At 71.1% G+C, this 23,471-nt stretch carries 20 protein-coding genes; 10 read left to right on the top strand and 10 right to left on the bottom strand.

Annotated elements, in window-relative coordinates:
- Positions 1-2 precede the first annotated feature (2 nt).
- Both H4W81_RS44120 and H4W81_RS49680 read right to left on the bottom strand, forming a co-directional pair.
- Positions 3-1,094, bottom strand: coding sequence for a zinc-dependent alcohol dehydrogenase (locus H4W81_RS44120; protein WP_192780235.1), 1,092 nt, complete (start codon positions 1,092-1,094; stop codon positions 3-5).
- Positions 1,073-2,026, bottom strand: coding sequence for a Gfo/Idh/MocA family protein (locus H4W81_RS49680; RefSeq protein WP_318782454.1), 954 nt, complete (start codon positions 2,024-2,026; stop codon positions 1,073-1,075). Before H4W81_RS49680 ends, H4W81_RS44120 begins: the two co-directional genes overlap by 22 nt.
- 108 nt (positions 2,027-2,134) lie before the next feature.
- Here H4W81_RS49680 and H4W81_RS44130 point away from each other — a divergent pair, with 108 nt between their 5' ends.
- Together H4W81_RS44130 and H4W81_RS44135 are read left to right on the top strand one after the other, a co-directional pair.
- On the top strand, positions 2,135-3,040 hold the full coding sequence (locus H4W81_RS44130; RefSeq protein WP_192780236.1) for a glucosyl-3-phosphoglycerate synthase: 906 nt from the start codon (positions 2,135-2,137) through the stop codon (positions 3,038-3,040).
- Positions 3,037-4,182: a glycosyltransferase gene (locus tag H4W81_RS44135; protein ID WP_192780237.1), complete on the top strand. Its 1,146-nt coding sequence runs from the start codon at positions 3,037-3,039 to the stop codon at positions 4,180-4,182. The genes H4W81_RS44130 and H4W81_RS44135 overlap by 4 nt, the downstream gene beginning before the upstream one ends.
- Here the strand turns inward: H4W81_RS44135 and H4W81_RS44140 are convergent.
- Both H4W81_RS44140 and H4W81_RS44145 read right to left on the bottom strand, forming a co-directional pair.
- The gene (locus H4W81_RS44140; protein ID WP_192781412.1) at positions 4,142-6,490 is read right to left on the bottom strand and encodes an ABC transporter permease; all 2,349 of its coding nucleotides are present in this window, start codon (positions 6,488-6,490) and stop codon (positions 4,142-4,144) included. The two genes, H4W81_RS44135 and H4W81_RS44140, sit on opposite strands and share 41 nt — an antisense overlap.
- A complete protein-coding gene (locus tag H4W81_RS44145) occupies positions 6,490-7,221 on the bottom strand; it encodes an ABC transporter ATP-binding protein (protein ID WP_192780238.1) in 732 nt (243 codons plus the stop codon). The genes H4W81_RS44140 and H4W81_RS44145 overlap by 1 nt, the downstream gene beginning before the upstream one ends.
- Positions 7,222-7,319: 98 nt before the next feature.
- Here H4W81_RS44145 and H4W81_RS44150 point away from each other — a divergent pair, with 98 nt between their 5' ends.
- A complete protein-coding gene (locus H4W81_RS44150; RefSeq protein WP_192781413.1) occupies positions 7,320-7,928 on the top strand; it encodes a response regulator transcription factor in 609 nt (202 codons plus the stop codon).
- Between the two features lie 46 nt (positions 7,929-7,974).
- Here H4W81_RS44150 and H4W81_RS44155 read toward each other — a convergent pair whose 3' ends face one another.
- Positions 7,975-10,005: a sensor histidine kinase gene (locus tag H4W81_RS44155; RefSeq protein ID WP_192780239.1), complete on the bottom strand. Its 2,031-nt coding sequence runs from the start codon at positions 10,003-10,005 to the stop codon at positions 7,975-7,977.
- Between the two features lie 9 nt (positions 10,006-10,014).
- Positions 10,015-10,809: a universal stress protein gene (locus tag H4W81_RS49685; protein ID WP_192780240.1), complete on the bottom strand. Its 795-nt coding sequence runs from the start codon at positions 10,807-10,809 to the stop codon at positions 10,015-10,017.
- 73 nt (positions 10,810-10,882) lie between these two features.
- On the opposite strand from H4W81_RS49685, the gene H4W81_RS44165 reads away from it, so the two are divergent.
- The gene (locus H4W81_RS44165; RefSeq protein WP_192780241.1) at positions 10,883-11,209 is read left to right on the top strand and encodes a hypothetical protein; all 327 of its coding nucleotides are present in this window, start codon (positions 10,883-10,885) and stop codon (positions 11,207-11,209) included.
- A 104-nt stretch (positions 11,210-11,313) separates the two neighbouring features.
- On the top strand, positions 11,314-11,883 hold the full coding sequence (locus H4W81_RS44170; RefSeq protein WP_192780242.1) for a phosphatase PAP2 family protein: 570 nt from the start codon (positions 11,314-11,316) through the stop codon (positions 11,881-11,883).
- On the opposite strand, the gene pip (H4W81_RS44175) is transcribed toward H4W81_RS44170, so the two are convergent.
- The 3 genes from pip (H4W81_RS44175) to H4W81_RS44185 are packed head-to-tail and all read right to left on the bottom strand — an operon-like array spanning position 11,816 to position 14,321.
- Entirely contained in the window at positions 11,816-12,778 is a 963-nt protein-coding gene (gene pip / locus H4W81_RS44175) for a prolyl aminopeptidase (RefSeq protein ID WP_192780243.1), read from the bottom strand. The genes H4W81_RS44170 and pip (H4W81_RS44175) overlap by 68 nt on opposite strands.
- An 11-nt stretch (positions 12,779-12,789) precedes the next feature.
- Positions 12,790-13,707 (bottom strand): prolyl aminopeptidase, encoded by a 918-nt coding sequence (pip, locus tag H4W81_RS44180; protein ID WP_192780244.1) that lies wholly within the window; start codon positions 13,705-13,707, stop codon positions 12,790-12,792.
- A gap of 26 nt (positions 13,708-13,733) precedes the next feature.
- Positions 13,734-14,321, bottom strand: coding sequence for a hypothetical protein (locus H4W81_RS44185; protein ID WP_192780245.1), 588 nt, complete (start codon positions 14,319-14,321; stop codon positions 13,734-13,736).
- An 87-nt stretch (positions 14,322-14,408) separates the two neighbouring features.
- On the opposite strand from H4W81_RS44185, the gene H4W81_RS44190 reads away from it, so the two are divergent.
- Entirely contained in the window at positions 14,409-15,971 is a 1,563-nt protein-coding gene (locus tag H4W81_RS44190) for a hypothetical protein (RefSeq protein ID WP_192780246.1), read from the top strand.
- A gap of 15 nt (positions 15,972-15,986) precedes the next feature.
- Here the strand turns inward: H4W81_RS44190 and mscL are convergent, their stop codons facing one another.
- Positions 15,987-16,394: a large conductance mechanosensitive channel protein MscL gene (gene mscL, locus H4W81_RS44195; RefSeq protein ID WP_192780247.1), complete on the bottom strand. Its 408-nt coding sequence runs from the start codon at positions 16,392-16,394 to the stop codon at positions 15,987-15,989.
- 181 nt (positions 16,395-16,575) lie between these two features.
- On the opposite strand from mscL, the gene glgX reads away from it, so the two are divergent.
- The 4 genes from glgX to H4W81_RS44215 all read left to right on the top strand — a co-directional run bounded on the left by glgX (position 16,576) and on the right by H4W81_RS44215 (position 23,470).
- The gene (gene glgX, locus H4W81_RS44200) at positions 16,576-18,606 is read left to right on the top strand and encodes a glycogen debranching protein GlgX (RefSeq protein WP_192780248.1); all 2,031 of its coding nucleotides are present in this window, start codon (positions 16,576-16,578) and stop codon (positions 18,604-18,606) included.
- Positions 18,599-20,659, top strand: a complete 2,061-nt coding sequence (treY, locus tag H4W81_RS44205; RefSeq protein WP_192780249.1) for a malto-oligosyltrehalose synthase — start codon at positions 18,599-18,601, stop codon at positions 20,657-20,659. The genes glgX and treY overlap by 8 nt, the downstream gene beginning before the upstream one ends.
- Entirely contained in the window at positions 20,649-22,367 is a 1,719-nt protein-coding gene (treZ, locus tag H4W81_RS44210; protein ID WP_192780250.1) for a malto-oligosyltrehalose trehalohydrolase, read from the top strand. The genes treY and treZ overlap by 11 nt, the downstream gene beginning before the upstream one ends.
- A 125-nt stretch (positions 22,368-22,492) precedes the next feature.
- The gene (locus tag H4W81_RS44215; RefSeq protein ID WP_192780251.1) at positions 22,493-23,470 is read left to right on the top strand and encodes an ABC transporter permease; all 978 of its coding nucleotides are present in this window, start codon (positions 22,493-22,495) and stop codon (positions 23,468-23,470) included.
- The last annotated feature ends 1 nt before the right edge of the window (position 23,471 follow it).

Here is a 23,471-nt window from a genome sequence, read left to right on the forward strand (position 1 = left end):
CGCTAGTCCTCGACCTCCTGTGCCAGCACGGCCTGGACGGCGTGCCTGCGTCCCTGCGCGAGGTCGGTGAGGAGCGCCGGAGCCTCGTCGAAACCCACGAGATCGGTGACCAGGTGCCGGCGTAGGTCCTGGCGGCCCCGGAGCAGCTCGATCGTCTCGTACGAGAGCCGTTCCCTGTCCCAGGCGTGGGCGAGCCCGCGCGGCACCCTGCCGATCTGGGCGCACCTGACCGAGAGCCCGTTGTGGTGGAACTCCTCGCCCAGGCGCACCTCGTCGGCGCCGCTGGGGTAGAAGGCCAGGTCGATCACCGTCCCCTGCGGCCTGAGCAGCTTCAGCGCCATCGCGAGGTAGCGGGCCTGCCCCCTGCACTGGAACACCACGTCCGCGCCGCGATCTCCGGGCGCGTGGCGCCAGCGCTCCTTGAGCGTGACGGCGGGGTTCTCGTGGACGGTCCGCGCCCCGAGCGCCTCGGCGATGCGGAGCCGATCGGCGGTCTCGTCGACGACGACGACCTCGGCCGCGCCGTGCCTGATGGCGAAGCAGGCGGTCAGCAGGCCGACCACGCCCGCGCCGGTGACGGCCACGCGCCGGCCGCGGACCCCGTCGCCCAGCCCGTGGACGGCGGGCCCGTGCAGGTCCGCGGCGGCGTGCAGCAGGCCGTTGGCGCAGATCGGGCCCATATGCGCGACGTAGATGCCGAGCAGCGGATCGAGGTCGTCGGGCAGCTCGACGAAGCGATCCTTGAGCGGGTCGGCGACGTAGCCCGTGCGGTGACCGTAGGCCATCGCCAGCAGCTCCCCCTCGCGCACGGCGGCGGTCCTGGTCTCGGTGACCATGCCGACCTGCATGTAGCCGAGGCCGCGCACCGGGTACTCGATCGAGGGCACGCCTTCGGTGAACAGGCCGAGCGCGGAGTCCCAGGTGGCGTGCAGGTAGGGGTTGGTGCCCTTCACGTAGGTGAGCTCGGTGCCCGCGGAGATGCCGCTGTAGACGGTCTCGACCCTGAACGTTCCCGGCTCGAGCGTGCCGCTCTTCTCCTCGATGAAGGCGATCTCGCCGGGCGCCTCGATGCTCAAGGTGCGGATGTCATCCATACCGGGCCTCCCTCCACTGCCGAGCGCGCGACCGCGTGGGCCAGCCGGTGGGTGCGCAGCGCCTCCTCGTACGGCACGCGCACGTCACTCGCCCTGCCCTGCACGGCGTTGACGAACTCCCTGTCCACGCGTGTCTTGGCGTTGCCAGGATCCTCCATGATGCTCGACCCGTCGGCCAGGAGCCGCGTTTCGCTCAGATCCAGCGAGATTCCCTCGGCGCACACCTCCAGCCCGACCCTGTTCTTGCCCGGCAGCATGCAGGTGGCCGCGAGCAGGCCCGCCGCGCCGTTCTCGAACCGCAGCACGGCCGCGGTCGCCCTGGCGATCTCCCCGTCCGACTCGGCGGCGGGAACGGTGTGCGCCATCGTCACCTCGCCCACCAGGACCCTGGCCAGGTCGAGCACGTGGACGGCCTGCTCGAGCACCTGGCCGCCCGACATTTCGGGATTGGCCCACCAGGGGACAGGTGGGATCTTGTCCAGCCAGTAGCCCATCGCCAGCCGTACCGGCCGGTCGGCCAGCAGGTCGCGTGCCTGGTCGAGGATGTCGAGGTAGCGCCAGTGGTGCCCGACCGCCGAGGGGAGCCCCCTGCGCCTGATCTCCGCCGCTATCTTCTCGGCCGTGGCGAGGTCCAGGGCGAGTGGTTTTTCAACAAATATCGGTAGATCGCACTCCAGGGCGTCAAGCTCTGGCGTACCGTGCGCAAAGGGAGGCACGCACACATAAATCGCATCTAGTCCGCCGGCAGTCAGCAGGTCGGCATGGTCGCCGTAGGCGGGGGAGCCATGCCGGGAGGCCAGAGCCTCGGCCTTGTGGGAATCTGTGTCGGCGATTCCAGCAATCGTCACGTCGGAGAAGCTGGAGAGGACGTCAGCGTGGCGCGCGGCGACGTTTCCAGCGCCGATGATGCCGATACGGGTGTATGGGGTCACGGTTCGGCATATGCCTCATCTGCGGTCGAGCAAACAATGATGTTCGAATCGCTATAACCAGGGCAGAGCTGCCATCCCGGTGTACTTCATCAGATCGGGGCAGACTGCATGGAAACGAATACCAGTACCGCCGCCGACTGGCCGCTTGACGCACTCCGCCTGGCCAAGGGCACGACCACGGTCAGTGTGGTGCTGCCGGCGCGCGACGAGGAGCGCACGGTGGGCGCGATCGTCTCGACGATCCGCAGGGACCTGCCGGAGTTGGTCGACGAGATCCTGGTCGTCGACTCGCGTTCCACCGATGCCACGGCCGCGCGAGCCGCCGAGGCAGGAGCCCGCGTCGTCCGCCAGGACGACGTGCTACCTGAACTTCCACCACTGTCGGGCAAGGGCGAGGCGCTGTGGAAAGGCCTGGCCGCCAGCCACGGCGACCTGGTCGTCTATATCGACTCCGATCTGCGCAACTTCGGGGCCCATTTCGTTTCCGGCCTGCTCGGGCCGCTGCTCACCGACCCGCGCATCCAGTTCGTGAAGGGCGCCTACGAGCGGCCGCTGCGCGGGAAACGTGGAGAGGGCGGCCGGGTCACGGAACTGGTCGCCAGGCCGTTGCTCAACCTGTTCTGGCCCGAGCTGGCCGGGTTCGTGCAACCGCTCGCGGGTGAGTACGCGGGCCGGCGCTCGGTGCTCGAACGCGTGCCGTACGTCACCGAGTACGGCGTCGAGCTCGGCCTCCTGGTCGACCTGCTGGAGCTGGTCGGCCTGGACGCCATGGCCCAGGTGGACCTCGGCACCCGCGAGCACTCCCATCAGAGCACCGCTGCCCTCGGCAGGATGTCGGGACAGATCATGCTCACCGCCTGGTCGCGCCTGGAACGCCAGGGCCGGATCGTCGCCTCCGAGCCGCCCACCACCGGGCTGCGCCAGTTCAACCCCGACACGTTCACCGACGTGTCCGTCGCCGAGCGGCCGCCGCTCGCGTCCCTGAGAGCCGTCGTGGAGGAGGACGTGGCATGAAGATCCTCATGAACGCGGGACCGTGGCTTCCGGTCCCGCCCGATGGTTACGGTGGCATCGAGAACGTGGTGGCCACGCTGGTCCCCGCGCTGCGCGCGCGTGGCGTCCAGGTCGTGCTCGCCTCGGTGGGCGACAGTTCGATCGAGGTCGACGAGCTGGTCTCGGCCTTCCCCGACGGTCAGTTCGGGCATCTGCAGAAGCCGTACAACCAGGTCATGGGCCTGGCGCACGCGCATCAGGCGCGGGTCCTCGAGGAGCTGCGCGCCCGGGACGACATCGACCTCGTCCACGACCATCTGGAGGTCGTCGGACCCGCCGTGCTGTCGGCCTTCGGCGGCCCGCCCGTCCTGCACACGCTCCACTGGGACCTGCGCAAACACCAGGCCTTCTACGGCGCCTTCCCGCCCGGCGTCTCCGTCAACGGCGTGTCCGCCTCGCAGCTGGCGCGCGCCCCCTCGGCGTTGCAGGCGGCCGCCCTCGGCCACGTCCACCTGGCCACGCCGCTGGCCGGTCAGCCGCCCGCGGGCGAGCGCGGCGAGCACGTCGTGGTCATGGGCAGGATCTGCGGACTGAAGGGACAACACCTGGCCGCCAGGGTCTGCCAGAAGCTCGGGCTTCCCCTCGTGCTCGCGGGCCCGGTCAGCGGCCTGGACACCCCCGCCGAACTCGAGGCGGTGCTGCAGGATCCCGACCATCCGCTGCACGGCCACCCCGACGTGCGCTACTTCCACGACAAGCTCGCCCCCTACCTCGACGGCGACCTGGTCCGCTGGATCGGCGGCGTCGGCGGCCCCTCCAGGGACGCGCTGTACGCCTCCGCGCGGGCCGCCCTCTTCCCCATCCAGTGGGCCGAGCCGGGCGGCACCGCCGTGGTCGAGGCCATGGCGCTCGGCGTACCGCCCATCGGCCTGCGCCGCGGCTGCCTTCCCGAGCTCATCGACCACGGCCGCACCGGCTGGCTGGCCGACACCGAGGAGCAGCTGGCCGAGCTGCTCCTGCGGGTGGAGGAGATCGATCCGGCGGAGTGCCGCCGCGAGGCCGAGCTGCGCTTCTCGCCCTCGGTCATGGCCGACCGCTATCTGGAGATTTACGGCAGGGCCATCACTCGCGGGCTCCGATCGCCCCGTCAGGGCGCCGCCTGAGGACGAGCCTGGCGGGCAGCGCGGTGGCGGCCAGCGCGAGGGCGGCCGCCACCGCGACCACCACGAGATAGGTGAGGGGCGGCACCGACGGCAGCGCCGAGCCGGTCATCCCCCTGCTGAAGGCGGAGAGCGTGACCAGCGAGACGCCGGTCCCGAGCGCCACCGCGACCAGCACGGCGGTCGCCGTCTCCACGCGCAGCATCCGCAGCACCTGGCGTCTGGTGGTGCCGACCAGGCGCAGGAGGGTCAGCTCACGAGCCCGGCCGGCCGTCGACATGGCCAGGGTGTTGACCACCGCGATCGCGCAGAAGGCGACGATCAGTCCCATCGCCACGTAGTTGACCGCCGCGTTCGACATTGTGATCTCGGCCGGGTACTCGACGGGGGCTCCGCCGGCCGCCCGCTCCAGCGCGGCGCGGTCGCCGCCGGCGACCAGCAGGGTGCCGCGCGGGTCGTCCACATGCCCGGCCACGAGCGCGTGGTGCAGGGTGAGGTCGCCGAAGGCCAGGCCGCGGGCGTAGACGGCGGCCACCCTGAGCGAGGCGGGGGTGCCGTCGCCGAGCGTGAGTGTGAGGGCGGAGCCGACCGTGACGCCCAGGCGCTCGGCCGCCGTCGAGCTGACCGCGACCGACCGCTCGCCGAAGCCCTGCAGGGAGCCCGCGCGCACGCCCAGATCCATGGTCTGGTCGAGGCCCTCGGGTGTGACGGCCTGCGCGGCGTACCTCTCCAGGTCGATCCTGACCGAAGTGCGCAGCACGTCGGTCGTGGCGCGGACGCCGGGGACCGTGCGGACGGCGGCGGGCGCGCCCGGGCCGAGCACGTGGTCGGCCCTGATGCCCGTGGCGGCCTGGTCCGCCGCCGCCTGGCCCATGGTGGTCTGGACGAACAGGATGGTGCACGTCATCGCGACCATCAGGCTGAGCGGCGTGATCACGGCCGCCATGCGCGCGGTGTTCGCCCGCAGGTTGGCGGCGGCCAGGTAGCCGCCGGCTCCAGGAGCGCGCACCGGCAGGGCCATGACCAGCCTGGCGAGCGCGGGGCCGAGCAGCGCCACCGCGATCGTCCACACCAGCGCGGTGAGCATCGTGACGGGGCTGGACGCGGCCTCGGTGTTCAGGTTCGACAGCACGATCGTGAGGACCACGCCACCCGCCAGGGCCAGCACCCCGGCGAGCAGCCGTCCCCACGGCAGCTTCGGTCGTTCCATGGCGGCCTCGCCGAGCGCTTCGACGGGCCGGATCCTGGCCGTACGGCGAGCGGTGACGCGGGCTGCGGCCCAGGCCGCGGCCACGGTCGCCAGCAGCGCCGCGACCACGGGGAACGGGCTCACCACGAGCCCGAGGTTGTCCGGCATCGCGCCCAGCGCGACGAACCGCGAACGCAGCCAGAAGCCGAGGAGGATGCCCGCCAGCGACCCTGGGACGCCCGCGGCCAGGCTGATCAGCAGCGCCTCGCCGCCCAGCAGCTTGCGGATCTGCCTGGGCGTGGCGGCGACGGCCCGCAGCAGGGCCAGCTCGCGCTGGCGTTGCTGGACGGAGAGCGCGAAGGTGCCGACCACGACCAGGATCGCCACCAGGAGCGAGGTGCCGCCGAGGGCGCCGCCCAGACTGATCAGCATCACGCGGGCCTGCTCCGCACCGAGGAACTCGACCGTGCCGCGCTCGTCTCCCGTGTAGGCGACCGCGCCCTTGACGGCGACGTCCACGGCGGGGAAGACGCCGATGGCGCTGACCTGGCCGGGCCGGCCGGCCAGGCGCCTGGCCTCACGGGTGCTGAAGAAGACCGTGTCCTGGCTCGGCAGGGCCTGCGCGGTGACGCCGACGACCCGGTAGCGGCGTGAACCCACGGTGAGGGCGCGCCCCTCGTAACGGGCGTCGACGACCACCTCGTCGTCCGCCTTCGGAGCGCGGCCCGAGGCAAGCGTGAAGGGAGTGAGCGCGGCCGACTCCCAGCCGTGGCCGAGCGCGGCGCCGACGGGGAAGGTCACCTCGGGGACCACGCGCTCCACGCCGGGCGTCCGCGCCAGCTCGGCGGCGACGGAGGCGGGGATCCAGCGCCGCTCGGACAGCGCCTTGGCCTTGGTCTTGACCTCCCCGTCGTCGTCACGGACCGTCCTGCGGACGAACTGGTCGCCGGCCACGATCACCGGCGCGCCCGCGTAACGCTCGGGCGCGGCCCCGCCGCGCAACCCGGTCTCGAGCAGCAGCCCGCACGCCGTCACCAGCGCGGCCGCGCACAGCAGGGCGACGAAGGCGCCCGCGAAACCCGCCTTGCGGTGGCGCAGCGTGCTCAACGCGAAGGAGATCATCAGTTCCACGCTCCCAGCCTGGTCATCCGCTCGGCCACCTTCTCGGCGGTCGGGGCGGCCATCGAGTCCACGATCCGGCCGTCGGCCAGGAACAGCACGGTGTCGGCGTAGGAGGCGGCCACCGGGTCGTGCGTGACCATCACCACGGTCTGTCCGAGCGCGGAGACGACCTCGCGCAGCAGGACCAGCACGTCGCGGGCGGTCATGGTGTCGAGCGCGCCGGTCGGCTCGTCGCCGAACACCACCTCGGGCCTGGTCACCAGGGCCCTGGCGATCGCCACGCGCTGCTGCTGCCCGCCAGACAGCTGGGCGGGACGGTGCCCCGTGCGCCCGTCGAGGCCGACCCTGCCGACGATCTCGGCCAGCCACGCCCCGTCCACCTTCGCACCCGCCAGGCGCAGCGGCAGGGTGATGTTCTCGAGCACGGTCAGCGCCGGCACCAGGTTGAACGACTGGAAGACGAAGCCGACCCGCCGCCTGCGCAACTCGGTGAGCGCGCTCTCGGTCATTCCCGCCAGCTCGGTGCCGCCGAGTCGCACGGAGCCGGAGGAGGGCACGTCCAGACCGGCCGAGCAGTGCAGGAACGTGCTCTTGCCCGAACCGGACGGGCCCATCACCGCCGTGAAGCTCCCGCGCGGGATGCTCACCGACACCTCGCGAAGGGCCGCCACCGCGCTCTGGCCCCTGCCGTAGATCTTGCTCACCGACTCCAACCGCACCACGTCTGTCATGACCACAAGCCTGCTGACCTGCGGCAGCACAGACCAGAGACGCGATCACCCGTCGACCATGACCTCGTCATGATCCGGACACTGGTAGACATATGCCTGTGATTCGCGTGCTGCTGGCAGAGGACCAGCACGTCATCAGAGGCGCCCTGGTCGCGCTGCTCGGCCTCGAAGCGGACCTCGACGTGGTCGCCGCCGTGGAGTCGGGCGACCAGGTCGTCGCCGCCGCGCTGGCGCACCGGCCCGACGTCGCGGTGCTCGACATCGACATGCCCGGCGCGATCGACGGACTGGACGCCGCCGGGGAGCTGCGCGCCAGGCTGCCGGCCTGCCGCACGCTCATGCTGACCGGCTACGGCAAGCCCGGGCACCTGCGGCGGGCGCTGGACGCCCGGGTCGACGGGTTCATGCTGAAGACCGTGCCGCCCGAGGAACTGGCCGCCGCGATCCGCAAGGTGGCGGCGGGGGAGCGGGTGCTCGACCCCTCGCTGGCCGTCACGGCGTGGGACCTGGCCGACAACCCGCTCACGCCCAGGGAGGCGGACGTGCTGCGCCTCGCCGCCGACGGCGCGGAGGCGACCGAGATCGCCACCAGGCTCTTCCTGAGCGTGGGGACCGTGCGCAACTACCTCACCGCGATCGTCGCCAAGCTCAACGCCCGCAACCGCACCGACGCCGCGCGCATCGCCCGCGAGGCGGGCTGGATCTAGAGCCGCGCCGGAACCGGATGCGCGCTGGATCCAGACGCGGGTTGATCTAGAAGCGGGCTGGATCTGGCGGCGCGCTGGATCCGGCGGCGGGCCTGGCCTGACGGGTCCAGGTCAGGGCCGGAGCCTCGGCGGTCAGCTCGAACCAGTCCTGCCGCTGGACGGTCGCCAGCCTGCCCTCCAGCGCGGCCAGGCGGGTGGTCAGGTTGCCGATGCCCGACGAGCCCGGCCGTCCCGCGGCCGAGCTCACGCCGTCGTTGCGGACGCGCAGCCGCGCCACGCCGTCCACCCGGGTGGTCGTGATCGCGCAGTGGCGCGCCGAGCTGTGGCGCAGCACGTTGGTGACGGACTCCCTGAGCACCGTGCTCAGCACGGTCTCGACCGGCTCGCCGAGCTCCCCGTGACCGAGGTCGAGCATGACGGAGATGCCGGCCGCCTCCAGCACCGCGCGGGCCGAGTCGGCCTCCGCGGCCAGCGACAGGGAGGGGGCGTCGCCGGAGACCGCCCGCAGGTCCCGCTCGGCCCGCTCGACCATCGCCGGCACCTCGTCGAGCCGCGCCCACGCCGCCTCGGGATCGAGCCTGCGCGCCAGCTCGCACGTGAGCAGGATCGCCGCGAGGTTGTGGCCGAGCAGGTCGTGCAGGTCGCGCGCGGCCCGCAGGCGCTCCTCGACGACCGCCGAGCGGGCCAGGACCTGCCGCGACTCCACCAGCTCCTTGACCACCTGGGCCAGCCGCACCAGCCCGTAGACGACCAGGCCGGTCACCAGCGCGCTGACCGTGTAGTTGACGGTCACCGGCGCCGGCAGGGCCAGCAGCGTTCCAGCCCAGGCGACGCTCGCCAGCACCGCTCCCACCAGCGGCAGCGCCACCTTCCACGGAAAGGCGAGCAGGACCGGCCCCGCCAGGAACCCGGCCACGCCCAGCCACGACATGCCGAGGAACGGGAGCGGCGCGTAGGTGAGCACCGTCATCACGGCCAGGGAGGTCATGTGGCGGCCCGTGACCGAGCGGAGCTGGAGGAAGCAGATCACCGCGAGGAGCGCCACGGAGACCCACACGTGGTCGGTGAGCAGCAGGCCCTTCAGCGAGAAGCCGGCCAGCACGGCGGCGAGCAGGGTGAGCGAGAGCGCGTAGGCGCCGTCGCGCTCGGGGGCGGGGCGGGTGTCGGGGAGCACGGCCTCGACCGTGAGCCTGCCCTCGGCGCTCATGGACGTGACGATCGTGCCGCCCGCCTCCTCGATCCTGGCCGGCAGGTCGCCTATGGCCTGCGCCTCTGCCGTGCGGGCGCCGTCGTGGGAGACGCGCAGCCGTACCGTGCCCTCCTCCCCTGCGGTCTCGATCAGGCAGCTGGTGGCGGCGCGGCGCCGGACCACCTCGGTCACCGTCTCGCGCAGCACGGCGGCCAGCAGCGCGCCCGCGGGCCCCAGCGGCTCGTGGTGGCCCACCCTGACCTCGGCGGTGATCCCCTCGGCCGCCAACATCGCCCTCGCGGTGGTGATCTCGGGCGTCAGCGACATGGCCCGGAAGCTCGCCGCGGCGGCGCGGGCGTCGGCCAGGGCGCGCCTGGCGGTGTCCACGTCGGGCCGGCCCGCCCTGGCGCTGTCGGCGATCACGGCCAGCGCCCGGCCCAGACCCTCGTTCAGCTCGGCGGCGATGCGCAGCCGCTCCTCGGCGACCGCGGTCATCGCCAGCGCGAGCCTGGTGGCGTGGACCTCGCCGACCCGGTCGGTCAGCCGGGTGAGTCCGTAGACGATCAGCGCGATCAGTACCGCGCTGATCGTCGGATCGGCGGGGCCGAGCAGCGCGGCGCTGACCGCGACCGCGGGCGCCAGCGGCCACAGCCGGGTCAGCAGGAGCGAGCCGGCGGCGAAGCCGAGGATCCCGACCGAGGTGCCCATGGTGAGCACCGAGGTGTAGGCGGCCACCGCGACGACGACCGGCAGCCACCACCTGCGATGCACGACGAAGGCGGCCTGCGCGGCGAACACCACCAGGGCCAGCGGCGAGCCCGCCACCACATAGATGCCCGCGAAGCCACCGAGTACGACGAAGGTGATTAACCGGGCATTTTGCGGCATCCCCGCAGCTTAGGAGAAGCCCCTGGGGAGCACGGCGACGGGGCAGGTCGAAGCGCGCAGCACCTTCATCGCCACCTCGCCGAGGAAGACCCGGTGCGGCTGGGCGTCCTCGCTGGCCGCGCAGACCAGCAGCTCGCCGGGCGGCCACTCCACACTGGCCAGCGCGGAGGTCACGTCGTAGCCCTCCGCCGTCTCGGCCTCCGCCTCGATGCCGGTGCTCTCCCACGCCAGCCGTACGGCCAGCGCCAGGTCGTCGCGGAGCTTGCCGCTGTCCTCGGTGCGCAGGTCGAGGGTGATGAGCCGCATGGGCACACCCAGCCTGAGCGCCGCCTGCGCCACCCGCTCGACCGCCTCGTCGGCCTGCGGCCGGTGCACGTAGGCCAGGGTCAGGCGGGTCGGCGCGCCGAGCGGCGGGTAGCCCGAGGGCGTGATCATGACCGCCTCCGGCGACAGGTGCAGCAGGTGGTCGGCCGCGCTGCCGATCGCGATGCGGCCGCGCGGCCCTCCGGGAGGCGACCCGATCACGATCAGGTCGGCCCTGATCCTGCTGGCCAGCACCGACAGACCGCGGCCCGTCCCGCGGTTCTCGAAGGCGATGTACTCCGCGGGGACCTCGTTCAGCTGGTCGGCCGCGTGCGCCAGATTGGCCTGCGCCTCGACGGCGAGTCCGGGACTCCCCTTGGGGTGGATCGCGGCCACGGTCAGCTCGCCGCCGGTGACGCCGGTGATGGCGGCCCCGAGTGCGAGAGCGTCACGTCCACCCGAGTCGTGCGTGTATCCGACGACGACGTGCTCTCCGATCACCCTGCGCCCTTACCCCATGTGACCTGGGAATATTCATGATTCGTCAGGGGTTGTACTTCTTGGATTCACGGAGGTGAGCACGACGAAGATCACGCTGGACACCCGTTTCAATGGCTCCTCCGGCCCCGTCACGTTGCGCGACGCCGTCCGCAGGATGAAGGCGCACGAGATGGCCTGCACCGTCGAGCCCGAGCTGCTCGAAGGCAAGGCCAACGTCTTCTGCGACTGCGTCGAGCGCGGTTTCACACCGCTCCGCGGCGAGATCATGGCGGCCTATTACGTGGCGGAGCGCGACGCCGCGCTCGACGCGTTCGACAGAGGGCTGATCACCGAGGGCGAACTGCTGCAGAAGCGCATCGACCTCGACCGGCAGGTGCTCGGTCACCTGTCCCTTTCCTGACTTTCGTCAAGGTCAGGTAACCGGCCGAATGGCCGAAGCGGCCGACCGCCCGCTTCCCTAGGGTTCATGTTCATCGATCTTTCACCGATTGGACATGACACGAGATGTACGGGGACATCGTCGGCTTCGCGATGAGCACACCGGCGTGGGTGCACGCCCTCGCGGAGGTCGGGACCGACGCGGGACTTCTGCTCTTCGCGGCACTCTTCGCACTGGCGTTCTGGCGGGTCAGGGCCGCGCCCGACCGTGATCTGGCCCTCACCCTGGCCGGACCGGTCGCGGTCGTCGGCGCCTATGTGCTCAGCGAGGCCGTCAAGCTCCTCATCAGGGAGGAACGGCCGTGCAGGGGCGGGGTCGCCACCATCGCGGCCTGCCCGCCGGTCGGCGACTGGTCCTTTCCCAGCAACCATGCCGTGATCGCGGCCGCCTCCGCGGGCGCGCTGACCCTGGTGTGGCGGCGGCTGGCCTGGCTGGTGCTGCCGCTGGCCGCGCTGATGGCGTTCTCGCGCGTGTTCGTCGGTGTCCACTACCCGCACGACGTGGCGATCGGCTACCTGTTCGGCGTCACCATGGCACCCCTGCTCGCGCTGCTGCTGGTCGGCACCATCACCCCGTTGGTACGGCGAACGCGTCAGTGGCTGCCACCAGCCTGGCGAGGATCCCAGGCTCGGTGAAGGCGTGCCCCGCGTCGTGCACGATGTGGAACTCCGCCTCGGGCCAGGCCTTGTGCAGGTCCCACGCGGTGGCCATCGGCGTGCAGGCGTCGTAGCGGCCCTGCACGATGACGGCGGGGATGTGCCTGATCCTGTCGACGTCGCGGATGAGCTGCTCGGGCTCGAAGAACCCGCCGTTGACGAAGTAGTGGTTCTCGATCCTGGCGAACGACACGGCCTTGCGCTCCTCGGCGTACTCGGCCACGTGCTCCGGATCGGGATAGAGCGTGATGGTCGCCGCCTCCCACTGCGCCCAGGCGCGGGCGGCGGCCAGCCGTACCTGGTCGTCGGGGCTGTCGAGCCTGCGGGCGAAGGCCGCGATCAGATCGCCGCGCTCCTCCTCCGGGATGGGGGCGAGGTACGACTCCCACAGGTCGGGGAAGAGGAACGAGGCGCCCTCCTGGTAGAACCAGCGCAGCTCGGCCGGCCTCAGCGTGAAGATGCCGCGCAGGATCAGCTCGGTGACCCTGTCCGGATGCGTCTGCGCGTAGGCGAGCGCGAGCGCGCTGCCCCATGACCCGCCGAAGACCTGCCACGTGTCGATGCCGAGGTGCTCGCGCAGCAGCTCCATGTCCCTGACCAGGTGCCAGGTGGTGTTGTCCTTCAGCGACACCCGCGGATCACCCGCGTGGGGCCTGCTGCGCCCGCAGTTGCGCTGGTCGAACAGCACGATCCGGTACGCCGAGGGGTCCCACTGCCGGCGGTGCTTGGCCGAACAGCCGCTGCCCGGGCCGCCGTGCAGCATGACGGCTGGTCTGCCCGCGGGGTTGCCGCAGACCTCCCAGTAGATCTCGTTGCCGTCGCCGACGTCGAGCAGGCCGTGCTCGTAGGGCTCGATGGGTGGATAGAGGCTCATGGGATCCTGTCTTACCTGAACCGGTCGGTGGCGGCGACCAGCTCCCTGGCCACGGCGGGTTCGCCGCCCGAGTGCCCCGCGCCCTCCACGATCCTGAGATCCGCCTCGGGCCAGGCCCGGTGCAGGTCCCACGCCGTGGCGATGGGGGTGGCCAGATCGTAGCGGCCCTGCACGATGACGGCGGGGATGTGCCTGATCTTGTGGATGTCGCGGATGAGCTGCCCTTCCTCGAGGAAGCCGCGGTTCACCACGTAGTGGCTCTCGATCATCGCGAAGGTCAGGGCCAAGTCGTCGTCGATCGGGCCCTCGTCCGGGATGAGGTTGCAGATCGCCATCTCCCAGCGGGTCCACGCCCTGGCGGCGGCCAGCCGTACGGACGGGTCGGGGTCGGCGAAGCGGCGGCGGTAGTCGGCGATCAGATCGCCGTCGACGCCCGCGGTGAAACGCTCCCAGTGGTCGGGAAGCAGGTCACGGGCGGGCTCCCAGCGCAGCTCGGACTCCCGCATCGTGAAGATGCCGCGCAGGATCAGCTCGGTGACCCTGCCCGGATGGGTCTGCGCGTAGGCGAGCGCGAGCGTGCTGCCCCACGACCCGCCGAAGACCTGCCAGGTGTCGATGCCGAGGTGCTCGCGCAGCAGCTCGATGTCCTGGACGAGGTGCCAGGTGGTGTTGTGCTCCAGCGACACGCCGGGGTCTCGCACGTGCGGCCGGCTCCTGCCGCAGTTGCGCTGGTCGAACAGGGCGACGCGGTAGGCGGCGGGGTCGAACAGCTGCCGGTGGACGGGGAGGAGCCCGCCACCCGGGCCGCCGTGCAGGAAGACGACAGGCTTGCCCGCGGGGTTGCCGCAGACCTCCCAGTAGATCTCGTTGCCGTCGCCGACGTCGAGCATGCCCGACTGGTGCGGCTCGATGGGTGGGTAGAGCGCCATGTCTCGATCATGCAGGCCGGACGGCCTTAGCGCGCGCTCCACTCGAAGCGGTCGAGGAAGCCGCGCTCGCCGATGGCGTACTCGTGGAAGGCCCTGCGGACCTCTTCGAGGGCGGGCACCATCGTGCTGCGGATCGTGCCCTCCTTGTACTCCAGCTCGTAGCCCGGCGAGACCTGGATGAAGTGGTGGCCGAAGGTCACCAGGACGGCGAAGGGGTTCTGCGGCGAGAGCGTGCCGAGCACGTCGTGCACCAGCGCCAGGTCGGGGTTGGTCACCAACATGCCGTCGCCGGTGTGGAGCTGGGTCTCGGGGTTGATCCCGAGCGGGGCCAGGTTGTGCACCAGGTGACGCTGCGGGTCGTAGCAGACCAGGCCGTGGCGGCGGGCCAGCGCGAAGACGCGGTTGGAGACCTCGTCGAGGTCGTCCGGCTCCATGACGATCAGCGCGTGCTCGGGGAAGACCTTCGCGTGGCCGGGCAGTTCCTTCGCCAGCGCGGCCACCTCCGCGACCACCGCGTCGCCCGGCGGCGCGCCCTTGGCCAGGCGATAGGTCTGCGCGGCCTGCTCCCTGGTGATCGGTTCGTCCTCGCGCCAGACCATCAGCTCCATGCTCATGCCCCCTATCTTGCCGCGCGGGCGGCGGGCGAGCGACACCATGGCTACGATATGCGCTTGAGTAGTCACCAATCGTGAGGAACGCCGGTGCGACGGTCGATTCGAGACAGCCGGGCGCTCGCCAAGCCGTACCGCGACCTGGTCTGGCTCGCCTACCTGGCGCTGCCGGCGTGGACCGGCGATCACCGCAGGGTGGTGCTCGCCCACCGCCTCGCCGCGGCCACGCTCTCCCGTCACCAGGACGAGGAGCCCGTGCGGCTGCGCGCCCTGCTGCTGCGCGCGGCCCTGCGGGCCAGGCCGCGCCCCTGGTCGGGCCGGCTGGCCACCGTCGAGGCGGTGCCCGCCGTGACCAGGAGCGGCGACGTCGACTTCACCCGCGCCCTGGAGGCCGTGCCCGCCCCCGCCAGGGCGGCGTACGCGCTGCTCCGGCTGGAGGAGCGCCCCGCCGACGAGATCGCCCAGGTGTTGACGGAGGCGGGCGTGTCCGACCCGGCGGGCGCCCTGGCGGCGGTCGCCGAGATGGAGGAGCGGTTCGGCGCCAGCGCCGCGCTGCACCGGCCCGCCGCCGATCCCTGCCTGGCCAGGCTGTACGGCAGGCTCGACGTCGAGGCGCCGCGCAGGCTGGTGGCGGGGCTGGTGTTCTGCGTGGTGGCGGTGCTCGCCGCGGTGCCCTGGCTCGGCGCCGACCGGCCCAGCTCGGCCGCCTCGCCGCAGGCCACCCCGAGCACGGCCGCGCCAGAGGCGTGGCGCACCACCACGGAGCTCGACCTCGGCACCTGGCCGCCGCGCGGCGACCTCCTGTCCGACCGCGCGCTGATCGCCAGGGCGCTGCGCGCGTGGGGGCCACGCCATCCGCAGCTGCTCTACGCGGGGCGGTTCGGCGCGACCACGGTCGTGCTGCTCAGACGGCACTCGCAGGTGGCCCGCTACGTCGAGACCGGGGGCAGGCCGACGCTCGAGGTGCTTCCCGAGCCGGGCGGCGGAAGTCCGCTCAAGCTCACCACCACCGCCAAGGGCAGCCGCTACCTGCTCCCGCCGTGGGTCACCGAGGCCGCCACGGCGCCGTTCGACGGCGGCTGGCGCCCGGCGGCGATCGACGACGGGATGATCGGGCCCGTTCCCGTGTTGCGCGAGGGCGGGTGCTGGCGTGGGCCGCTGGTCAGGCTGCGCGCGCCGGAGGTCCCTCCCGGCCTGCCGTACACGGTGGTCGATCTCGGGCGGCTGGCCCCGGCCAGGATCGGCTACCGGGGCCGGGGGCCGCTGGCCGGCGCGTGGCGGCGGCTCGGCTGCGCCCTTCCGCGTCCGGTCAGCGAGGTGCGCGAGGCGTCCGCGTGGTCCTTCCGCTCCGTTCGGCTTCCCGAGGGCGCGCGCGGAGAGTGGATGTGCGTCAGGCTCACCGATCCTTCGGGCAGGGGGGCGGTCCAGGCGGTCCTGCTCGCCACGTCCGGCGGGCGCACCACCGCCACCCGCACCGGCGTCACGCATGGCACCTGGGACTGCAGCCGCCTGGCGCCCGACATCGCCGCCACCGTGTGGTGGAGCGCCCCCTCGGGCCGCCACTACCGCGTCTCCGCCGCGAGCATGGGCGTCACCGTGGAAGACGACCGGGCCACGAACGCCGACGGCGAGACCGTCACGATCCTGCGCTGATCACACCTGCGGCTTCTAGACCTCGGGCACCAGCTCCACCGTGCAGTGGGCGCACCGCCTGGCCTCGATCGGGATCTCGCTGAGGCACTCGGGGCACTGCTTGGTCGTGGCCGCCTTGTCGCGCTCGAAGAGGTTGATCAGCTTGGTCATCGGCGTCACGATCAGCCAGTAGACGACCGCCGCGATGATCAGGAAGCTGATCAGGTGGTTGAGGAAGTCGCCGTACTTGAACTCGCTGCCGTTGATCGTGAAGGAGTACTGCGCGAAGTCGGGCTCCCTGCCGCCGCTCACCGCCCCGATGAGGGGTGTGACGAGGTCGGCCACGAGCGCCTGGACGAGCCCGCTGAAGGTGGCTCCGACGATCACCGCGACGGCTAACTCGACGATGTTGCCTCTGAGAAGGAACTTCTTGAATCCACCCATGGCGCTGGCACATTGCCGGGAAGGAGGACGGCAAACCTGGCCGCCATGCCATGTCACTGGCACCGGGAGCTTCTCGAGGTTGTGTGTGACCAGTCCGGGGTTATCCAGGAGTCAGAAGTGGGCATCTAGGCAGCCGCTGCCTCCTGGGTGAACATGGGGGCCAGAGCGCAAGGGAGCCTCGATGATCGAGATCTGGCCGGGAGAGCCCTACCCCCTCGGCGCGACCTACGACGGCGCGGGCACGAACTTCGCGCTCTTCACGGAGGCCGCCGACCGGGTCGAGCTCTGTCTGTTCGACGACGACCAGGTCGAGACCAGGGTGCCGCTCACCGAGGTCGAGGGGTTCGTCTGGCACGGCTACCTGCCGCGCGTCGGCCCCGGCCAGCGGTACGGCTACCGCGTCCACGGCCCCTACAACCCGGCCAGAGGGCAGCGCTGCAACCCCGCCAAGCTCCTGCTCGACCCGTACGCGAAGGCGATCGAGGGCGGCATCACCTGGGACAAGTCCCTGTACGACGGGGACAGCCCCAACCCCGACGACTCCGCCCCCTTCGTCCCGCGCTCGATCGTCATCAACCCGTTCTTCGGGTGGGGACACGACCGGCCGCCCGCCACGCCGTACCACGACACGGTGATCTACGAGGCGCACGTGCGCGGGCTGACGATCGCGCACCCGAAGATCCCCGAGCGGATCCGCGGCACCTACGCGGCGCTCGGCCACCCCGAGATCCTCGACCACCTCACCAAGCTGGGCGTGACCGCGCTGGAGCTGATGCCGGTCCACCAGTTTGTCACCGACCAGCACCTGGAGGAGCGGGGGCTGAGCAACTACTGGGGCTACAACACCAGCGGCTTCTTCGCGCCGCACAACCGCTACTCCAGCCAGGGGCAGCGCGGCGGCCAGGTGCTGGAGTTCAAGGCCATGGTCAGGAGCCTGCACGAGGCGGGCATCGAGGTCATCCTCGACGTGGTCTACAACCACACCGCCGAGGGCAACCACCTGGGGCCCACGCTCGGGTTCAAGGGGATCGACAACGCCACCTACTACCGGCTGGTGGACGGCGACCCGCGCTACTACATGGACACCACGGGCACCGGCAACAGCCTGTTCATGCGCTCGCCCCAGGTGCTCCAGATGATCATGGACTCGCTCCGCTACTGGGTCACCGAGATGCACGTGGACGGCTTCCGCTTCGACCTGGCCGCCACCCTCGCCCGCGAATTGCACGCGGTGGACCGCCTCTCGGCCTTCTTCGACCTGGTGCAGCAGGACCCCGTGCTGTCGCGGGTCAAGCTCATCGCCGAGCCGTGGGACGTCGGGCCGGGCGGCTACCAGGTCGGCAACTTCCCCGCCCGATGGACCGAGTGGAACGGGAAGTACCGCGACACGATCAGGGACCTCTGGCGGGGCCAGCCCGCCACGCTGCCTGAGTTCGGCTCGCGCTTCACCGGATCGAGCGATCTCTACCAGAACGACAGCCGCCGTCCCGCCGCCTCCATCAACTTCGTCACCTGCCACGACGGCTTCACCCTGCACGATCTGGTCTCCTACAACGAGAAGCACAACGAGGCCAACGGCGAGGACAACAGGGACGGCACCGACGACAACCGCTCGTGGGACGCCGGCACCGAGGCGCTGCGCGAGCAGCAGAAGCGCAACTTCCTGACCACGCTCTTCCTCTCGCAGGGCGTGCCGATGCTCTCCCACGGCGACGAGATCGGCCGCACCCAGAAGGGCAACAACAACGGCTACTGCCAGGACAACGAGGTGACCTGGGTCGACTGGTCGGACGTGCGGCACAACTGGCTGCTGCTGGAGTTCACCCAGCGCCTGGCCAAGCTGCGCAGGGAGCATCCGGTGTTCAGGCGCAGGCGCTTCTTCTACGACATGGCCTGGCTGACCCCCTCGGGAGAGGTGATGACCGACGCCGACTGGAACGTCGGCTACGCCAGGTCGCTGGCCGTCTTCCTCAACGGCAAGGCGATCACCGAACCGGACAAGAGGGGCAGACCCATCGTCGATGACTCGTTCCTCGTGCTGTTCAACGCTCACCACGACACCATCAAGTTCACGATCCCGAAGGACTACGGCGAGATGTGGCTGACCGAGATCGACACCGCGATGCCGATCATGCTGGACACCAGGATCCGCAGGGCGGGAGACGGACTCAAGGTGCCGGGACGTTCGATGCGGGTGTTGCGCGGTGTCTAGGCCGATCTCGACCTACCGGGTCCAGCTGACCCCCGACTTCGGCTTCGCCGAGGTGGCGGGGATCGCCCCCTACCTGCGCGACCTCGGCGTCAGTCATGTCTACCTGTCGCCGGTGCTGCAGGCGGTGCCGAACTCCCGGCACGGCTACGACGTCATCGACCACTCCAAGATCAGGGAGGAGTTCGGCGGGGCCAAGGGATTCCGCGAGATGGCCGAGGCGCTGGCCGCGCACGATCTGGCCGTCGTGGTGGACATCGTGCCCAACCACATGAACACCGCCAACGCGCAGTTCCTGTCCGTGCTCGAGGAGGGGGCGGCCTCGCCGTACGCGGACTGGTTCGACATCGAGTGGCGCGACGGCAAGGTGATCGTGCACCGCTTCGCCGACGACCTGCCGCAGTCGGAGCACTACACCGTCGTCGACTGGCGGGAGGGGCCCGGCTACCGGCGCTTCTTCGACGTCTCGTCGCTGATCGGGCTGCGCGTGGAGGACCCCGCGGTGTTCTTCGCCACGCACGAGGTCATCTTCTGGCTGCTGGACGAGGGCCTGGTCGAGGGGTTGCGGGTGGACCACCCCGACGGGCTGGCCGACCCGCGACGCTACCTCGACATGCTGAGGGACAGGACCGGCGGCGTCTGGACGGTGGTGGAGAAGATCCTCATCGGCGACGAGCGGCTGCCGGGCGACTGGGCGTGCGACGGCACGACGGGCTACGACGCGCTCAACCGCGTCAACGGGCTGTTCGTCGACCCCGAGGGCAGGGCGCCGCTGGTCGAGCTGTTCACCCGGATGACCGGGCAGGACGCCGACTACCACGCCGTGATGGCGCAGGCGAAGCGCGAGGTGATCGACCTGTTCTTCCGCTCCGAGGTCGATCGCCTGGCCCGCGTCGCGGGCGCCTCCGTCGAGGACCTCACCGACCTGCTGGTGCGGATGCCCGTCTACCGGGCCTACGTCACGCCGGGGGAGCCGGTGGATCCCCTGGCGCGCCAGATCGTGGAGTCGGCCGCGCCGAACCCCGAGACCGCGCGAGCCGTCCTGTACGGCTCGCCCGAGGCGATCATCCGCTTCCAGCAGACCTGCGGCCCCGTCATGGCCAAGGGCGTGGAGGACACCGCGCTCTACCGCTGGTATCCGCTGGCCTGCCTGAACGAGGTGGGCGGCGAGCCCGACCGCTTCGGCGTGCCGGTGGCGGAGTTCCACGACTACTGCGCCGGCATGTCCCCCTTCACGATGACCACGCTGTCCACCCACGACACCAAACGCTCGGAGGACGTGCGCGCCCGCCTCCAGGTGCTGTCGGAGCTGCCCGCGGAGTGGGCGGAGGCGGTGCGCGGCTGGTCGGAGCAGGTGTCCTTCGACCCGCGCCTCGACTACCTGGCCTGGCAGACGCTCATGGCCGTCTGGCCGATCTCCGTGGAGCGCTTCACCGACTACCTGCTCAAGGCCGCGCGCGAGGCCAAGACCGCTACCTCGTGGGTCGCCCCCGACCCCGCCTACGAGGAGGGGCTGCGCGCCTTCGCCCGCAAGGCGGTCGAGCTGCCGATCGGCGACTTCACCGCCCTCGTCGACCGCCACGCCGTCGCCAACTCCCTCGGCCAGAAGCTGGTCCAGCTCATGATGCCGGGCGTGCCTGACGTCTACCAGGGCACCGAGCGGACCGACTTCTCCCTGGTCGACCCGGACAACCGGCGGCCCGTCACCTTCCCCTGCGCCGCCGACTCGCCGTGGGACGCGGCGAAGGTGCTGGTCACCACCCAGGCGCTGCGGCTGCGCCGCAGGCTCGGCCACGGCGCGCCGTACGAGCCGATGGCCGCGGAGGGCGAGGCCGCCGAGCACGCGATCGCCTTCGGCAGGGGGCGCGCGGTGGCCGTGGCGACCCGCCTGCCCGTACGGCTGGCCGCCCGCGGCGGCTGGGGTGCGGCCTCGCTCGCCCTGCCCCACGGCAGCTGGCGAGACCTGCTGACCGGCGGCCTGTACAGCGGCCGCACCCCCCTCGCACACCTGCTCAGCCGCCACCCCGTCGCACTCCTGGAGAGACATGATCTTTGAGGTCTGGGCGCCCCGAGCGACCTCCATCGAGCTCTCACTGCCGGACAGCCGGCGGCCACTGCGACGCAGGGACAACGGCTGGTGGTCGGTGGAAGCGCCGGAGGCCGGCCACGGCACCGACTACCGCTACTTCGTCGACGGCCAGGGCCCCTACCCCGACCCCCGATCCCGCCGGCAGCCCGAAGGGATCTTCGGGCCCAGCCGCGTCTACGACCACGCCCGCTTCACCTGGAGCGACCACGCGTGGACGGGCCGGGACCTGCGCGGCTCGATCATCTACGAGCTGCACGTGGGCACCTTCACGGCCGACGGCACCTTCGTCGCGGCGCTCGACCGCCTCGACCACCTGGTCGAGCTCGGCGTCGACTTCGTCGAGCTCATGCCGGTCGCCCCCGTGCCCGGCGGGCGCAACTGGGGCTACGACGGCGTCGACCTCTACGCGGTGAACGAGACCTACGGCGGGCCCGACGGGCTCAAGGAGTTCGTCGACGGCTGCCACCGCGCGGGCCTGGGCGTCATCCTCGACGTCGTCTACAACCACCTCGGTCCCTCGGGCAACTTCCTGCATCCCTTCGGCCCGTACTTCTCGGGGCACGCGGGGAGCTTCTGGGGTGAGGCGGTGAACCTCGACGGGCCCGACTCCGACGAGGTCAGGCGCTACTTCATCGGCAACGCGCTGCAGTGGCTGCGCGACTACCACATCGACGGGCTGCGGCTCGACGCCGTCCACGCCCTGCACGACCGCCGCGCCGTCCACCTGCTGGCCGAACTGGCCGCCGAGGTGGACGCCCTGGCCTGCTCCGTGGGCCGGCCGCTGACGCTGATCGCCGAGTCGGACCTCAACGACCCGCGCATGATCACCCCGCTGGAGGCGGGCGGCCTGGGCATGACCGCGCAGTGGAACGACGACGTGCACCACGCGCTGCACACGGCCGTGTCGGGGGAGCGGCACGGCTACTACGCCGACTTCGCCTCGATGGAGGCGCTGGCCAAGGCCCTCACCAACGGCTTCGTCCACGACGGAGGCTACTCGAGCTTCCGCGGGCGCTCGCACGGGGCCCCTCCGCGCGGGATCCCCGGCTACCGCATGGTGTGCTGCCTGCAGAACCACGACCAGGTCGGCAACCGGCCCGCGGGTGACCGGCTGCCGATGACCGCGCTGAAGCTGGGCGCGGGGCTCCTGCTGACCTCGCCGTTCACGCCCATGCTGTTCATGGGGGAGGAGTGGGGCGCGCGCACGCCGTTCCCGTTCTTCACCGACCACGTCGAGGCGGCGCTGCGCGAGGGCGAGGCCGAGCGCAGGGCGCGCGAGTTCGAGGGCTTCGGCTACGACTGGATCGCGCCGGACCCCTCGGACGAGGACACCTTCCTGCGCGCCAAGCTCGAATGGAGCGAGCTCAAGGACGAGGAGCACTGGTCGCTGCTGTGCTGGTACCGCGATCTGATCGCGCTGCGCAAGGCCCTGCCCGAGCTCACCGACCCCCGCATGGACCGGGTGCGCGTCGAGTTCGACGAGGCCGCGCGATGGCTCAAGGTGCATCGATCGTCACTGTGCGTGATGGTTAATTTTTGTCCGGATTCTGTGACGTTGACTGTTCCGATGGGGGCCGTTCTGCTGGCCTCTGATGAGGGTGTTACCGCAGGTAGAGACTGGATCAGACTGCCCGGTCAGACCCTCGTGATCTACCGGTCCGAGATGAACCCGTAATACGGACAGCCCGATAACCTGCGACGTGCCGTCAAGCCCCTCTCAAGGGACGGTCACGGCTTTCTCGTCGCGGGGGCGACCCTTCCTTCAGGCTGCCCGGCCCCCGTTCGTCCGAACGGAGGGCAATGGGCAAGTACCTGCTGCGCAGGCTGCTGTCGAGCGTCATCCTGGTGGCCATCGCCGCGAGTCTCGCGTACCTGCTGGCCGCCGGCAGCCTCAACCCTCGCGCCAACTACACGGGCCGCCAGCCGCCCATCCCGGTGGGGGTCGTCGACAGCACGCTGAGCGAGTACAACCTCAACGACAAGACGCCCCTGCTCGAGCGGTACGGCACCTGGGTGTCCGGCCTGGTCCGGGGCGACTTCGGCAAGACCTGGGACGGCGGCTCGGTCAACCAGCAGATGGGTCAGCGCGTGGGGGTGAGCCTGCGGCTGCTGCTGATCGGCACGCTGCTGGGATCCGCGCTCGGGGTCGCGGTGGGCGCCTTCGCCGCGATCAGGCAGTACCGCATCAGCGACAGAACGATCGGCGTGGCCTCGTTCGTCATCATGGCGGTGCCGGTCTTCGTGCTGGCGACGCTGCTGAGCATGGGCGCCACCGGGCTCAACAACGCCGTCGGCCACACGCTGATCGAGTACACCGGTGAGTACAACCCGGCGCTCAGCGGCATCGACGAGCTGCTCAACAGGCTCAACCACCTGATCCTGCCGACGATCTCGCTCTGTCTCGGGCAGATCGCCTTCTACAGCCGCATCCAGCGCAACATGATGCTGGACGTGCTCGGCCAGGACTTCGTCCGCACCGCGCAGGCCAAGGGCCTCAGCCGCAGGACGGCGCTGGTCAAGCACGCGCTGCGCACCGCCCTCGTGCCCGCGGCGACCTACTTCGCCTTCGCCTTCGGCACGATGCTGACGGGGGCCACCTTCACCGAGAAGATCTTCGGCTGGCACGGCATGGGCGAGTGGCTGGTGGACTCCATCCAGCACAACGACACCAACGCCGTCGCGGCCGTCGCCCTGTTCGCCGCCGTCTGCGTGCTCGTGGCAGGGGTCCTGTCCGACCTGCTCGTCGCGGCGCTCGACCCGAGAGTGCGGGTGAGCTAGA

Source organism: Nonomuraea africana, from assembly GCF_014873535.1.
Taxonomy (GTDB): Bacteria; Actinomycetota; Actinomycetes; order Streptosporangiales; family Streptosporangiaceae; genus Nonomuraea; species Nonomuraea africana.